This is a genomic window from Macrococcus epidermidis (assembly GCF_003259695.1).
Taxonomy (GTDB): domain Bacteria; phylum Bacillota; class Bacilli; order Staphylococcales; family Staphylococcaceae; genus Macrococcoides; species Macrococcoides epidermidis.
Genome location: NZ_PZJH01000001.1, coordinates 1,204,337 through 1,220,306 on the forward strand (window position 1 = coordinate 1,204,337; position 15,970 = coordinate 1,220,306).

The 15,970-nt window shown below is 35.1% G+C and carries 14 protein-coding genes; 4 read left to right on the forward strand and 10 right to left on the reverse strand.

Annotated features, from left to right (window positions below; genetic code table 11):
- Positions 1 to 40 precede the first annotated feature (40 nt).
- The 7 genes from pyk to BHU61_RS06355 form a co-directional block, all read right to left on the reverse strand.
- The gene (gene pyk / locus BHU61_RS06325) at positions 41 to 1,801 is read right to left on the reverse strand and encodes a pyruvate kinase (RefSeq protein ID WP_111715437.1); all 1,761 of its coding nucleotides are present in this window, start codon (positions 1,799 to 1,801) and stop codon (positions 41 to 43) included.
- 107 nt (positions 1,802 to 1,908) lie between these two features.
- Positions 1,909 to 2,868 (reverse strand): 6-phosphofructokinase, encoded by a 960-nt coding sequence (gene pfkA, locus BHU61_RS06330; RefSeq protein ID WP_111715439.1) that lies wholly within the window; start codon positions 2,866 to 2,868, stop codon positions 1,909 to 1,911.
- Positions 2,869 to 3,076: 208 nt separating this feature from the next.
- Entirely contained in the window at positions 3,077 to 4,021 is a 945-nt protein-coding gene (gene accA / locus BHU61_RS06335; RefSeq protein WP_111715440.1) for an acetyl-CoA carboxylase carboxyl transferase subunit alpha, read from the reverse strand.
- 2 nt (positions 4,022 to 4,023) lie between these two features.
- Entirely contained in the window at positions 4,024 to 4,878 is an 855-nt protein-coding gene (accD, locus tag BHU61_RS06340; RefSeq protein ID WP_111715442.1) for an acetyl-CoA carboxylase, carboxyltransferase subunit beta, read from the reverse strand.
- Between the two features lie 5 nt (positions 4,879 to 4,883).
- On the reverse strand, positions 4,884 to 5,327 hold the full coding sequence (locus BHU61_RS06345; protein WP_239242527.1) for a FadR/GntR family transcriptional regulator: 444 nt from the start codon (positions 5,325 to 5,327) through the stop codon (positions 4,884 to 4,886).
- A gap of 87 nt (positions 5,328 to 5,414) precedes the next feature.
- Positions 5,415 to 8,564: a DNA polymerase III subunit alpha gene (locus BHU61_RS06350; protein ID WP_111715443.1), complete on the reverse strand. Its 3,150-nt coding sequence runs from the start codon at positions 8,562 to 8,564 to the stop codon at positions 5,415 to 5,417.
- A gap of 18 nt (positions 8,565 to 8,582) precedes the next feature.
- Positions 8,583 to 9,527 (reverse strand): DHH family phosphoesterase, encoded by a 945-nt coding sequence (locus BHU61_RS06355; RefSeq protein WP_111715445.1) that lies wholly within the window; start codon positions 9,525 to 9,527, stop codon positions 8,583 to 8,585.
- Positions 9,528 to 9,599: 72 nt separating this feature from the next.
- On the opposite strand from BHU61_RS06355, the gene BHU61_RS06360 reads away from it, so the two are divergent.
- Positions 9,600 to 9,953 carry a YtpI family protein gene (locus tag BHU61_RS06360; protein WP_111715446.1) on the forward strand — a complete coding sequence of 118 codons (354 nt, stop codon included), beginning with the start codon at positions 9,600 to 9,602 and terminating at the stop codon, positions 9,951 to 9,953.
- 186 nt (positions 9,954 to 10,139) lie between these two features.
- Here the strand turns inward: BHU61_RS06360 and BHU61_RS06365 are convergent, their stop codons facing one another.
- Positions 10,140 to 11,441, reverse strand: coding sequence for a DRTGG domain-containing protein (locus tag BHU61_RS06365; RefSeq protein WP_111715448.1), 1,302 nt, complete (start codon positions 11,439 to 11,441; stop codon positions 10,140 to 10,142).
- A 31-nt stretch (positions 11,442 to 11,472) separates the two neighbouring features.
- A complete protein-coding gene (locus tag BHU61_RS06370; RefSeq protein WP_111715449.1) occupies positions 11,473 to 12,156 on the reverse strand; it encodes a metal-dependent hydrolase in 684 nt (227 codons plus the stop codon).
- A 139-nt stretch (positions 12,157 to 12,295) separates the two neighbouring features.
- Here BHU61_RS06370 and BHU61_RS06375 point away from each other — a divergent pair, with 139 nt between their 5' ends.
- On the forward strand, positions 12,296 to 13,366 hold the full coding sequence (locus BHU61_RS06375; protein ID WP_111715451.1) for a M24 family metallopeptidase: 1,071 nt from the start codon (positions 12,296 to 12,298) through the stop codon (positions 13,364 to 13,366).
- Positions 13,363 to 13,995, forward strand: a complete 633-nt coding sequence (locus BHU61_RS06380) for a copper homeostasis protein CutC (protein ID WP_111715452.1) — start codon at positions 13,363 to 13,365, stop codon at positions 13,993 to 13,995. The genes BHU61_RS06375 and BHU61_RS06380 overlap by 4 nt, the downstream gene beginning before the upstream one ends.
- 50 nt (positions 13,996 to 14,045) lie before the next feature.
- Here BHU61_RS06380 and ald read toward each other — a convergent pair whose 3' ends face one another.
- Positions 14,046 to 15,161, reverse strand: coding sequence for an alanine dehydrogenase (ald, locus tag BHU61_RS06385; RefSeq protein ID WP_099579899.1), 1,116 nt, complete (start codon positions 15,159 to 15,161; stop codon positions 14,046 to 14,048).
- Between the two features lie 208 nt (positions 15,162 to 15,369).
- Between ald and BHU61_RS06390 the strand changes: the two genes are divergently transcribed.
- Positions 15,370 to 15,867, forward strand: a complete 498-nt coding sequence (locus BHU61_RS06390) for a universal stress protein (protein WP_111715454.1) — start codon at positions 15,370 to 15,372, stop codon at positions 15,865 to 15,867.
- Positions 15,868 to 15,970: the final 103 nt, after the last annotated feature.

Genomic DNA, 15,970 nt, shown 5'->3' on the forward strand with positions numbered 1-15,970 from the left:
CTTCTTATTTTATATTCAAATTCACTTAGTTATATAACAATTAATTTACTTTTGCATGTCCAACATAAACTTTATTGTGTTCTGCATCCACTGTTACTAAAGTACCAGTTTCAAGTTTTTCCATAACATCTACAACGCCTACAATCGTTGGCTTACCTAACGTTAAACCTACAACTGCTGCATGAGATGTTAAGCCACCTTCTTCAGTTACAATGGCTAAAGCTTTTTCAATGTATGGAACCATGTCAGCATCCGTAGATGGAGCTACAATGACTTTATCAGATAAGTCTTTATCAGCTAATTCTTCTGCAGATCTAACAGCTAAAACTTTACCAACTGTTGCATTACGTCCAATACCTTGTCCAGCTGCAATCACATCTCCAATTAAATGGATTTTCATTAAGTTTGTTGTACCAGCTTCACCTGTAGGAATACCTGCAGTGATAATAATTAAATCACCATTTTCAACTGTTCCTACTTCTATTGCTGCCTGAACTGCTTTATCTAATAATTCGTCTGTCGTTGATTTCCCTGTCTTAATTACTGGGATAACACCCCAGACAAGTGCCATATGACGAGCAGTTTCTTCATAAGGTGTTACTGCAATGATATGAGCATGTGGGCGATATTTTGAAATTGTTTGTGCAGTTGTTCCACTTTCAGTTGCAGCAACTATCGTTTGAACATCTAAATTTAATGCAGTATGTGCTACAGATACACCAATTGCATTGACCATTGAAGGCTGATTTAATTTCGTTCTGTCAGATAATAAACGCTTATAATCCTGAGCTTCTTCTGCTGCAAAAGCAATGTTATGCATCGTTTTAACTGACTCTTCAGGGTATAAACCTGCTGCAGTTTCTCCAGATAACATCACAGCATCTGTTCCGTCGTAAATCGCATTTGCAACGTCACTTGCTTCTGCACGTGTACAACGTGGGTTACGTTGCATCGAATCCAGCATTTGTGTCGCAGTTATAACTGGTTTACCCACAACATTACATTTCTGGATTAAATCTTTTTGTACTAATGGTACTTCTTCTGCCGGGATTTCAACACCCATGTCTCCACGAGCAACCATTAATCCATCAGAAACTTCTAATATCTGATCAATATTTTCAATACCTTCTTCATTTTCAATCTTAGGTATGATGTTGATGAAGTCACAATTTCTATCTTCTAAAATTTTACGAATTTCTAAAACATCACTTGCACGACGAACGAAAGATGCCGCAATAAAGTCAACGCGTTGTTCAATACCGAATATTATATCCTGCGCATCTTTATCCGTAATACCTGGTAAATTCACTTTAACACCTGGTAAATTAACACCTTTTTTATTTTTTAATTCACCTGCATTAATCACATCACAGATAATTCTTCCTTCTTCATGTTTGATATCTTTTACTATTAATTCGATTAACCCATCGTCTAACAAAATCGTTGAACCAACATGTATATCATTGATTAAATCTTCATAAGTTACAGAAAATTCTGCTGGCGTTCCTAATACTTCTTTCATATTAATTGCAACTGTAGAACCTTTAACTAATTCGATCTTGTCATTTTCCATGTTATGGGTACGAATTTCAGGTCCTTTAGTATCTAAAAGAATCGCTACTGTTTTATCTAATTTTTTAGCCACTTCACGAATCGTGTCGATGCGTGCTTTATGCTCTTCATGACTACCATGTGAGAAGTTTAAACGTGCTACGTTCATTCCAGCATTCATTAATTTCTCTAACATTTCTGGCGATTCTGATGCTGGTCCTATCGTACATACAATTTTAGTTTTTCTCATGTCTATGAGCCTCCGGTAACTTTTTTTATTCTATTCAATTAAGAAAGTTAATTCTAATTCAGTATTCATTCAACAGTGATAATAAACAATTATATTAAACAGTTATTTTAAATTGATAACTCATTTGATAAAGCATACATTTGTTCATCTAAAGTATGCGTTGCAGAGAAGATATCATCAAATGATGTTTTAGATAATTTGTTATTCTGAATACCAACGGCTAACCCTGTTTCATCATTCATTAATAATTCTACAGCATAGCCACCCAGTCTACTTGCTAATACTCTATCTAATCCTGATGGAGATCCACCTCTTTGCATGTGCCCTAACACAGAAATACGCGTATCAACGTTGATATATTTTTTAAGCTGTTCACCACATTCGTGACCACTCATAACACCTTCAGCAACAACAATGATTGAGTGTTTCTTACCACGTTCAATACCTTGTTGTATTTTATCTGCTATCTCTTTAATTTCTTTCTTATGTTCAGGAACTAATACTGTCTCAGCTCCACCTGCAAGTCCTGACCATAAAGCAAGATCACCTGCATCTCGTCCCATTACTTCAACAATAAACGTACGTTCATGACTTGACGCAGTGTCACGAATTTTATCAATCGCTTCTATAATTGTATTTAACGCTGTATCGAAACCGATTGTAAAATCAGTTCCGTTAATATCATTATCAATAGTACCCGGAATACCGATTGTCTTAATACCTTCTTCATTTAGACGTTGTGCACCACGGTAACTACCGTCTCCACCAACTACAACTAATCCTTCAATGCCGAGTTGTTTTAAATTATCAATACCTTTTTGGCGCACTTCCGGATCTTTAAATTCAGGACAACGTGCAGATTGCAAGAAAGTACCACCGCGTTGAATTTTATCTCCGACGGTACCACGTGCCATCTTATGAATATTATTAGTCACTAAGCCTTGATATCCTTGATAAACACCATAAACTTCAATATCATGGTACATTGCTTTACGCACGACTGCACGCACTGCAGCGTTCATGCCCGGCGCATCCCCACCACTTGTTAATACTGCTATCTTTTTCATAGTATTTTCCTCACCTTTTGTCTATTGATACTTTTAAATTAACACAATCCAATATTTATATCCATTAAAATCATGTATTATAACAGATGTAAACGTTTTATCTTTGAACAAATTAAAAACCCGTTAGAATAAGCATCTACGGGTTTTATTTTAAGCGTTTTCATTGTTTTTCAATAATTTACATTACATCATTCACCGACATGTAAATTTACATTGAACTTCCAATTTTTCTGAATTTATTATAGCGTTGATTTTTTAATGCCTGTTTATCTAATTGCAATAATTCATTTAAATGTTTTTCAATAGAAATATCAATATGTTCACTTTGAGCAGCGATATTCAAATGTGCGCCACCTTTAACTTCGGTAATCAGTTCATCTACAATATTTAGTTCCAGTAAGTCTGGTCCCGTAATTCTCATACTTTCTGCAGCGAGCTGTGCTAAACTACTATCCTTCCATAACAATGCTGCGGCACCTTCTGGTGAGATAACAGAATACGTTGAGTTTTCAAGCATTAATAATCGATTACATATACCCAAACCTAAAGCACCACCACTTCCGCCTTCTCCAATAACAATCGAAATAACCGGTACAGAAAGACCCGCCATTTCAACCAAGTTTCTGGCTATCGATTCGCTTTGTCCACGTTCTTCTGCTGCTTTACCAGGGTATGCACCTTTTGTATCAATAAATAGTATAATAGGACGATTAAATTTATCTGCCTGCTTCATTAATCTCAATGCTTTACGATATCCTTCCGGATGTGCCATTCCGAAATTTCTATATATATTATCTTTAGTATCTTTTCCGCGTTGATGTCCTATCACTGTAACAGGTTGTCCTTTATATCGTGCTACTCCGCCAATAATTGCTGGATCATCTCTAAAATTGCGGTCTCCATGCAGTTCAATAAAATCTTCGAATAAATAATGAATGTAGTCTAGTGTTGTTGGACGTTCTGTAAGTCGTGCAATTTGAACACGCTGCCAAGGTGTAAGGTTATCATAGATTTCATTAAATTTTTCTTCTCTCGTAATCTGTAATGTCTTTACTTCATCACTTAAGTCTACGCCTTCAGTAGCCATATATTTCTTTAATTCTTCAATTTTCCTATCAAGTTCGATTAACGGTTTTTCAAATTCAAGCCCCATATTTATACTCCTTTCGTATGTATCGCGATGAGTTTACTTAACGTTTCTTTCATTGCTTTACGGTGTACTACTTTATCCAGTTGTCCATGTTCAAGCAGAAACTCAGCTGTTTGAAAGTCATCAGGTAGTTTCTCATTGATTGTCTGTTCAATAATACGTCGACCCGCAAAACCAATTAACGCTTCTGGTTCAGCTAAATTGATATCACCTACAGAAGCAAAGCTCGCAGAAACTCCGCCAGTTGTCGGATGTGTCATATATGAAATAAATAAGAGTCCTTTTTCGCTATGTCTTTCTATCGCTACACTTGTTTTAGCCATCTGCATCAGAGACAGAATACCTTCCTGCATACGTGCACCACCACTGGCAGTAAAGATGACAAATGGAAGTTCATGATCCGTACAGTAATCGATCACTCTGCTTATTTTTTCACCGACTACTGTCCCCATAGACCCCATTCTAAATCTAGAATCCATCACGCAGATACCGAATCGATTTCTATCTATTTTACCAACACCAGTTACAACCGCTTCATTTAATCCAGTCTTTTCTTTATCGCTTTCTAACTTTTCTGCATAGTTTGGAAATGAAAGTGGATTTTGAGAAGCAATCACTGCATCAAATTCTTCAAAACTATCTTTATCAGTAATGGCTTCTATTCGTTCATATGCACTTAATGCCATATGATGATCACAATGAAAACAAACATTTAAGTTCGTACTTAATTCTTTCGTATACATAATCTTCTTACATTTAGGACACTTGACCATGATACCTTCAGGAACTTCTGTATCTTTCATGTTTTGTACAGCTACATATTTTTTCTTCTTATTACGCTTAAATATATCTTTGAACATATCCATTACTCCTCTACATCATATGTCTTTTCAAACTGTTTCAATAATTTCCATACACGAAACATGATGGTATTACGTGATTCAATCGCATCACTTAAATGTTGTACTTTCGTACCCTCAACAGTTGCGATTGATTCTATCATATGTATAAAATCAGTAATTTCAGCTTGCTGTGTTTCTGTTGTCACAACATAGCCTGCTATCATTTCTATAAATTGATTATTATCCATTTCTGTTAAATAAGTACCTTCACCACGTCGTGTTTCAATCACACCAAGCATTTCTAAAGCTCTAAGTGCTTCACGAACACTTGACCTGCTAATATTAAGATTTTCACTCAAATAACGTTCAGAAGGTAGCTTATCGCCAGCAGTTAAATTTTTAGTTTTTATAATTTCATTAATCGCAGTTATTACTGCATTAAATCCTTTGTTTGGTATTGGATTCAAGGTTTTTCCCCCTTCGCATCAATAAAAAAACCTTAGTGGTCAGACCACTAAGGAATACTATACCATATATTAAAATGATTTGAAATGTTAAATTAGACGAATATCTGCTTTATCGTATCGAGACATAAAGTCATCTAGCTTGTCTCTTTGAATAAATCCTAACGATTTCATTTCATTCTGCTCAAACTGAATCACTTCAATATCACCTTGTTTATTAATTTGTTCTGCGTTTTGAAGTGGCACTCTGACAAATAACTGCTTCGCATTCAAATGAATATTTTTAATAAATTCATCAACTTTAATGACTTCGTTTACAATGATTTGATTATCTTTCTTATCATCAAATTTTCCTTTTACAATAAGGGGCTTATTGGTTTGAATCAATGGCTCGTATCGGTCGAATACTGTTGGAAAAACTACAAGATCCATCTGCTGTATACCATCCATCGCTTGTACAAATGCCATTGGTTGACCTTTTTTTGTTCTAACTCTTCTTAATCCTTCAATCCAGAGTAAAATATATTGGTCATTTACCTTCTGACTCATACGATATAGGGGTAAATACTGTAGTTCATTAAACATTGATTCGATTGGATGTCTTGAAATAAAGAAACCAAGATACTCCAGCTCATAACTAGCCTTTTGATCATCCGACATCTCTTCATGATAATGATAGATTTTCTTCTTATTGAGTCCTAAAGACTCGAGAAAGTTCATTTCACCAAAAGCTTCTTTCTCAACATCAAGAATCGCATCAAGTGAAGCAAGCAAAGTTGCACGATTTTGCTCAAATTGATCAAAAGCACCAACATGTATCAATGCTTCCAGCAATGCTTTAGATTTAACGCGTTTCGGAATTCTGGCGCAAAAGTCATAGATATCTTTAAATGGTCCTTTTTTTCTTTCTTCAACAATTTCAACCACACTTCTATACCCTACACCCTTAATCATACCGAGTGACATCATGATACCTGTCTTTTGCGCCTTGTAATACCAGCCAGCCTGATTAATATCAGCGGGATATATATTGATCATTCTTGATTTAACTTCAGCGATAATTTCTTTTGTTTTATGCTCAACACCAATTTGATTACTGAGTGTCGCGGCATAAAATATATTTGGGAAATGCACTTTAAAGTACATCATAATATATGATATTTTTGCATACGCAACAGCATGTGCTTTATTGAATCCATAATTAGCAAACTTTAAGATTAATTCATAAATCGCCGTCGCATCTTGTTTTGAATAACCATTCTTCATGCTACCCGATACAAAATGCTCCTGTTCAGCCAGTAATGTCTGATGGTTCTTCTTACTCATAGCACGTCTTAAAATATCCGCCTCACCAAAACTAAATCCAGCAAATCGATTTGCAATCTGCATAATCTGCTCCTGATAGATAATTACACCATAAGTAGGTGATAGTATATCCTCTAAATCAGCATGCGGTAAGTGAACTGTTTGCTGATGATGACGTCTTTCAATATATAACGGTATTTGTTCCATCGGACCAGGACGATAAAGACTTAAAACTGCAACAATATCATTGAAATTTTCTGGTTTTAATCGTTTTAACACATTGCGTATTCCGTCTGATTCTAATTGAAATATTCCCATTGAATCTCCGCTGGATAACTGCTCGTAAACTTTTATATCATCCATCGGAATTTGTTCAATATTTATCGTCTTACCATATTGTGCCTTAATAGAACGTAGTATATTATGTATAATCGTTAAATTACGTAAACCAAGAAAATCGATTTTAAGTAATCCAATCGCTTCTACTTCTGTCATATTCCATTGGGTAAGTGGGTATTCTTCACCCATCAATAAAGGTACATAATCTGTAAGTAACTGGTCATGAATGATGATACCTGCAGCATGTGTCGATGTATGACGTGGTAAACCTTCCAGCGACCTTGCAATCTGATACCATTTTTTGCGTCGTTCATTGTAATCAATAAAGCTTGAGAATGTATCATCTTCATATGCATCGATTAAATTATTAAAGCTTTTATTACTCAATATTGAACTTGCTTCTTTTAACTCACTTTCTGAAAACTGCAGTATGCGTCCGACGTCACGCATCACTGCTTTCATAGACAGATGACCGAATGTCACGATACCGCTCACATTGAATGCACCATATTTCTGAATGACGTATTCAATTACTTTATCGCGCTCTTTATCTTCAAAGTCAATATCAATATCCGGCATCGTTACACGTTCGGGATTTAAAAAACGCTCAAAAAGTAAATCATGCTCTATCGGATCAATAGTAGTGATCCCAAGCACATAACTTACGAGAGAACCACTTGATGATCCACGTCCGGGACCTACCAATATGTCATTTGTCTTAGCAAAATGGATTAAATCACTAACGATTAAAAAGTAATCAGAAAATCCCATGCTTTGAATGACTTCATATTCATACATTAATCGTTCTTCATATTTTTCATCAAATTGAGGAAACTTTACTTTTTGCTTTTGTAGGAGTTTATAAAGATAAGCATCGCTTGATAAATCATCAGGTACCGGATATTTTGGTAAATGCGTTGATTTCTCAAGTGTAACGTTACATGCTTCAGCAATTTCTTCTGTCGCTTGAATGGTACGCTCAGAAATACCCAAATCTAATAATATTTCATCTGATTTAATATACTTTGTTCCAGACTTTAATTGAATGGTCTCTAGCGGTATCTTTTTATTATCATCAATTGCATTTAAGATGCTTAAATCTACGATACCATCCGGCGATAAATATCGCACATCATCGATATATACACGCCTAGCTTCAATTGTACTATCGTGACTGACATAATAATCGGCATCTTCCAACACAAAATGTTCCTGATTCGCATCTAATTGTTTGTAGATAACGATTAAATGGTCAGTATATTGACGCAGTATATCAATTGATATTTTTTGTAGATTTTTCAGTTGTATACGTGAAGACAACTGCATCAGGCTTTTAAAACCGGCATTATTTTTGGCTAATAAAACTGTATAACAATCTTCAATACCGTCTGTCAGGATGATTTCCATACCAATTATCGGTTTAATACCGGCATCAATGCAAGCTGAATAAAATGACTGCACACCAAATAGTACATTTAAGTCAGTAATCGCAACTGCTTTTTGTCCAAGCGACTTGGCACGATTAATCAAGTCATCAATCTTAACTGTTGAATGGAGCAGATCATATGACGTATGAATATTTAAATGTACTACCAAGTTATTCACCTCATTTTATTAAGCATTTACTAACGCTTTTAATTGCGCGATTAATCTTTCTAATTCCTCTACACTATAAACAGATGCACCACTCGCCAATGGATGGCCACCACCATTATATTCTGCTGCAAGTTCATTGATCACTACACCTTTACTTCTCAGACGTACTCGAATCTCACTTGTTTCGTCAATCGCAAACGCCCAAGCTTTAATGCCTTGTGTATCCGCAAGACTATTAACAAATAAAGATGCTGCACTGGCAGATATATTAAATTGTTCTAATATTTCTTTCGTAATGAATATATACCCTACGCCTTCTTCAAGTTTAAAATGTTGTAGCACATATCCCTGAAATCGAATAGAAGTTAAATCACGTTGCTGCATTTGATTGATCATCTGCGTATGATCAATATCGTATTTTAATAGTTCTGAAGCAATCGCCATCGTTTTGCTCGTCGTATTATTAAATAAGAAACGCCCTGTATCACCTACGATACCGATATAAAGACAGCGCGCAACTTCTCGTGTAATTAAGTCCGTACCATAACCGATATTTAACAGAATTTCATAGATGATTTCGCTTGTAGATGAACTATCCGTATTAACGATATTAATTTCACCATATTGATCTACCGGCGGATGGTGATCTATCTTTATAATAGTTTTACACAACTGATAGCGCTCATCATCAATACGTGGTGCATTTGCCGTATCTAACACTAAGGCAAGTGCATCTGTAAATATCTCGTCATTTATTTCGTCCATTTCACCGATAAAGTTTAAATTGTCAACTGAACTTCCTACTGCATACACATTCTTATTTGGAAATAGCTTCTTTATTGCATGTTTAAATCCTAGTTGAGAACCTAGTGCATCCGGATCAGGACGTACATGTCTAAATATTATGATCGTGTCAAAAGCATTAATTTTTTCAATCAATGCACCAATTTCAGTTTTATTCATAATTTCTCCTTTGTTTGATAGATTTACAGGTCTTAAAGATATGCTATAATCTTTAAGACTGGAGGTTTAAAGATGGAAACAATTTTCCCTTATATTCTTATGACATTTGTTACAATAATGATTTTCGCATTTATTTTTACTATTTATAATATTGCGAAATACTTTAGAGAAGTCAAAGATGTACGACGTGCCTGGTATAGAGCACGTGCACGTCAATGCTTTTCTATATTTATGGCAGCATTTGCTATAACTCAGATTTTAAATTTCCCAGCTACTTTCACATATATCATATGTACCCTTTTGATTGCATATGCAATATATAATTATCAATATGCAATAAAGGCTAAAAAGTATTTTGAAAATCACTTTGATGAAGAAGATGCAGCATGGGAAGCATTACGTAAAAAACAGCAAAGCAGAAGATAATAATTATGATTAAAAGAGAGGCTGGGACAGAAGTGTTCTGCCACAAGCAAAAACCGGACAAAACTAATAAATCGCGCTTTGATTTATAGTTTTTGTTCGGTTTTTGTCGTAGGGGCAACTTCTGTTCCGCCGTTTAAGCTGTTAAACAGAAGAGAGCTAAGACTATTGTCTCACTGTCTTTTTTGATTAGTAATAATGTTCAATCACCTGAAGAATTGTCATTGCTTTTGCCACCGCATTATTATTCTGCATAATCGCAATTTCAATCTTTGCAAACTTACGTCCCATATCCAGTAACTTTACTTCAACATCCAGAATAGAATCTATCTGGACTGTACGGATGAAAAAGATATTGATACTATCAATCAGTACATCTCCACGAATTAACTTCTTCATATGAAATTTAACTGATTCCTCAATAATTGCAAGAAATACAGATTTACTTAAACTACCATACTGATTAGACATTTGAGGTGTGATCTGTATTGAAATTTGATCATTATTAAACTTCATCTTCTTTAATATCTGATCATTAAATGTATCGCCCATATGTGGCTGTCTGTCCGCTGATTGCATCGCTTTTAACACATCTTCTCTAGAAACAACACCGATTAAGTTATTATAACGCGATACGACTGGCAACAGTTCGATACTTTCCCATATCATAATATGCGCGCAACTTGCGACAGTCGTATTTAAGTTAACAGTTACCGGTGACTTAGTCATAACCTTCTTAATCTTTTCAGAAGGATTTTGATTAAAGATATCTTTACTTGTCACCATACCGCTTAACTTATTGTTTGCATCTAACACTGGAAAACGTGTATGTTTAGAGCTTTCTGATAATGCATGCCAATCGCTGATTGAATCATTTTCCTTTAAGTAACGTGTTTCATCTAATTTAATTAAAATATCTTGTGCTGTCAGCACTTCTTTTTTGATTAATTGATCGTAAATCGCACGATTAATCATATTTGCAACGGCAAATGTATCAAAATTAGAAGAAATGATCGGTAGCCCTAATTGATCAGATAAATTCTTAACTTCTTCAGCAGTATCAAATCCACCTGTAATTAAAACTGCAGAACCCTTACTTAAAGCAAGCTTTTGAACTTCGATTCGATTACCTACAATCAGCAGTGTATTTTCTCCGATATACTTACTGACTTCTTCTACTTCCATAGCACCAATCGCAAATTTCGTCAGCGATTTGTGCAGACCACTTCTGCCACCTAATACTTGTCCATCTATAATATTAACAATTTCGGCAAATGTCAGGCGATCGATAGAGTTTCTTGTTTTCTTTTCGATTCGAACAGTTCCAACACGTTCTATCGTTGAAACGATACCATTATTCTCAGCTTCTTTTATTGCACGATATGCTGTACCTTCTGAGACATTAAGATCTTTTGCAATCTGTCTAACCGAAATCTTACTACCTACTGCTAGACCTGATATATGCTCGATGATTTGTTCATGTTTTGTCAATTTGCCACCTAGTTTCCATTACTTTTAATGCTTAAAGTGTTACTGATTGTCCTGCATCCAGAATTTCTACTGGACTTTTAACTTGTGATTTAAATTCATTTGGATCCACTTCAATGTACGGGAATGTATTGTAATGAATCGGCACAGTCAATTTCGGATTAATAAATGTGTTAATTGCATATGCTGCATCATCAATCCCCATCGTAAAGTTATCACCAATCGGTATAAAACATAAATCAACTGGATGACGTTCTGCGATAAGCTTCATATCCGAGAATAAGCCAGTATCTCCTGCATGATAAATTGTCTTACCTTCTACTTCAATAATAAGTCCGCAAGGCATCCCAAAATAAATAATATTTCCTTCGTCATCATATAAGGAATTACTATGAAATGCTTGTACATACTTTACTGAACCGAAATCAAACTTCCATTTACCACCGATATTCATCGGATGTGCATGCTCTATCCCTTGCCCACCTAAATATGAAACAATTTCTGGTGTTGCAACGACTGTCGCATTTGTTCTTTTAGCAATCTCAACTGTATCACCAATGTGATCACCATGACCATGCGTTAGTAAAATATAATCAGCTTGAACAGTTGAAGCATCTAAATCTGATAATTTATTACCTGTAATAAAAGGATCTACTAAAACCTTTTTTCCATTACTTTCAAAAGAAATACAAGATTGTCCATGAAAATATACTTCCATATTTAGCACCTCTTCCTTTTTATTAAGTTCATTATACATTATTAATGAATGTTTTAAAAAGATTGTAAGATACTATTGATTGAATAATGTCCTTATCTTTCATAAACTAGAGTTACTCAGAAATAAAAGGAGCATGATTATGAAACAAACATTAAAAAATTTACAGCAATTGATGCAATCTCAATCCATTGAATATGCATGGATTACGACACCAGATAACATTAATTACTTCAGTGGATTCTTGTCAGATCCACATGAACGACTTACTGCTTTATATGTAACTCAAAACAAAGCTCTCCTCATAGTACCAAATATGGAAGTCGAAGATGCAAAGAAAGCATCAAATCTAACTGCTTATGGTTACTCCGACACTGAAGATGCATTTATAGTTGCGAAGCAAAATACAAGATTCCCGGATAATGCACCGTTATATATTGAAGAAGAACATGTTACTGTCAAGCGTGAAAAAGCTTTACTTGATACTTTTAAAGCTGCCCAATTAAATGCAATAGATCAAATCATTAAAGATATGCGTAATATTAAAACAGCAGATGAAATTGAAATTTTAAAAAGTGCTGCGCAATTTGCTGATAAAGCATTGCAAATCGGTGTTTCTCATTTAAAAGAAGGTATTACAGAAAAAGAAGTGGCACAATATTTAGAATCGGAAATTTTAAAAATTGAAGGTATCAGCGGTATGAGTTTCAATACGACTGTACTTTTCGGCGACCATGCAGCAAGTCCTCACGGGACACCAGGTAACCGTGAGCTAAAAAATGATGAGTATGTATTATTTGATTTAGGTGTTATTTATAATGGTTACTGCTCAGATATTACAAGAACGATTGCTTTTGGAAATCCACCAGCATTTCATCAGGAAATTCATGCGATTGTTACAGAAGCAAATCAACGTGCAATAGAAGGTGTTAAACCTGGTGTAAAAATTAGTGAAATCGATGCACTCGCTCGTGATTATATATCTGAAAAAGGATATGGTGAAGCATTCCCACATCGTTTAGGGCATGGCTTAGGTATAACTGTGCATGAATTTCCAGATATCTCTTCTGCCAATGATGATATATTGAAACCAGGTATGTGCTTTACAATTGAACCGGGTATTTATTTACATGGTGAAATCGGAGTACGTGTGGAAGATGATATTTTAGTGACTGAAGATGGTTATGAAGTATTGACAAGGTATGAAAAATGATAAAAGAAGCGGTAGTTGAAACATTTGATGAAATCATCTATGCAGCAACTCATGGTGCAAATCGTATTGAACTTTGTGATAATCTGTTTGTTGGTGGTACAACACCAAGTTTCGGTCTTGTAAAACTTGCTATAGAATATTGTCATCCACTAAATATCGAAGTGGCAGTAATGATACGTCCACGTGGCGGTGATTTTACCTATAACTTATTTGAAAAAGAAGTGATGCGCGAAGATATTATCGCATTACAATCATTAAACGTTGATGCATTCGTTTTTGGTGCTTTAACAAAAGATAATGATCTGGATACGTTAACAATGCATGATTTAAGAAAGACAGCACAGGAAGTACCCTGTGTGATGCATATGGCTTTTGATCAGATTCCATTAAGGCAGCAACTAAAAGCAATGGATGCTTTAATTGATATGAATTTCAAGCGTATATTAACACATGGTAGCGAAGACAAATCAACACCAATACTTGATAATGTTAATCAATTAGGACGACTATTAAGACATTCAAAAGGAAATATAGAAATTATGCCTGGTGGCGGTTTAAATAAAGATAACCTAAATGATTTACTTGAACTTATTCCTTTTCAGGAAGTCCATGGTACAAAAATTGTATAAAGATTAAGAGGAGTGCGAAATCGCACTCCTCTTTTACATACAACATTTAATTACTTTTCTAATAATGATTTTGCATCAACATATTCTAAACCTTGATCATCAGCTACAGCTTTGAAAGTAACATTACCATCTAAAGTATTGAAGCCTTTTAAGATCGCTTCATTATCTAAAGCTGCTTGTTTATAGCCTTTATTTGCAATTTGTAATGCATAAGGAATCGTAGCATTCGATAACGCCATTGTTGAAGTACGAGGTACTGCTCCAGGCATATTTGCTACTGAGTAATGTACAACATCATGTTTAATAAATGTTGGATCATCGTGCGTCGTAATGCGATCTGAAGTTTCAAAGATTCCACCTTGATCGATCGCGATATCAATTACCACTGAACCTGGACTCATCGTTTTAATCATTTCTTCAGTTACTAATTTAGGGGCTTTAGCACCAGGAATTAATACAGCTCCAATTACTAAATCACTGTTTTTAACTGATTCTGCAATATTTAAAGGTGTAGACATTAACGTTTGAACCTGACTACCGAATAGATCATCTAATTGTTGTAATCTAACTGGAGATAAATCTAAGATGGTAACATCTGCTCCAAGACCTACAGCCATCTTCGCTGCGTTAGTTCCAGCTTGTCCACCACCGATGATAGTCACTTTACCTTTTTCAACACCAGGAACACCTGCTAATAAAATCCCTTTACCACCGTTTGTTTTTTGTAAGAATTGTGCACCAATTTGAGTTGCCATACGTCCTGCAACTTCACTCATTGGAGATAATAATGGAAGTCCACCAGTAGGTAATTGAACTGTTTCATAAGCAATACCAACCACTTTTTTCTCTAATAAAGCTTTTGTCAGTTCCACTTCAGGTGCTAAATGTAAATAAGTGAATAAGATTAATCCTTCTTTAAAATATCCAAACTCTGCTGATAACGGTTCTTTTACTTTGATCACCATATCTGTATCCCATGCTTGCTCAACAGAAACGATTTCAGCTCCCGCTTCTTTGTAATCCTCATCAGTGAAATAAGAACCCATACCTGCACCTGCTTCAACGCGCACAGTATGTCCATTTTCTACTAAAGCGTGTACCCCAGCTGGTGTTAAACCTACACGGTTCTCGTTGTTTTTAATCTCTTTTGGAATTCCGATAATCATTAAAATTCATCCCCTTAATATATAAATAATAACGCTTACATCACCATATTAGCACTTTGATGCTAAAACGCAAACCCTTTTGTTTTAAATTATATTTAAATCATTAGGATGAAAAATTTAACGACGGTGTCACATACATTATCCAGAATTAGTGCTATAATTAAAGTGTAGAAAAGATTCACAATATATAAAAAATGGAGGGATATTTATGTTAGTATATAAAAACATCTTAATTGCAGTTGACGGTTCAAGCGAAGCGGAATGGGCATTTAATAAAGCAGTCGAGGTTGCTAAACGTAACGATGCAACACTTCACATCATCAATGTTATTGATACAAGAAGTTATGCAAGTGTTGAAGCATATGACCGTTCTATTTCTGAACGTGCAACACAGTTTGCTGAATCATTATTAGATGGGTACAAGAAAGTTGCTGGGTCTCGCGGTGTAAATAACGTTGAAACTTTAATTGAGTATGGATCTCCAAAAACAATTATACCTAAGAAAATTGCTCAGAAATTAAATGCTGACCTTATCATGTGTGGTTCAACTGGATTAAATGCAGTGGAACGCTTCATCATCGGATCAGTTTCAGAAGCAATTGTGCGTCATGCTGAATGTGATGTGTTAGTTGTTAGAACTGAAACAATGCCGGATAATTTTGAACCTGAAGTAGCTACGAAGGAATTTATGGAGCAGAATAAATAGAATGAATCAATACGGAGGTGTGTAAAATGGAAATTGCAATTATTTTAGCAATTGCAACTTGCTTCTATTGTGCATTCGTTGATTTACAGAGAAATCACAAGAT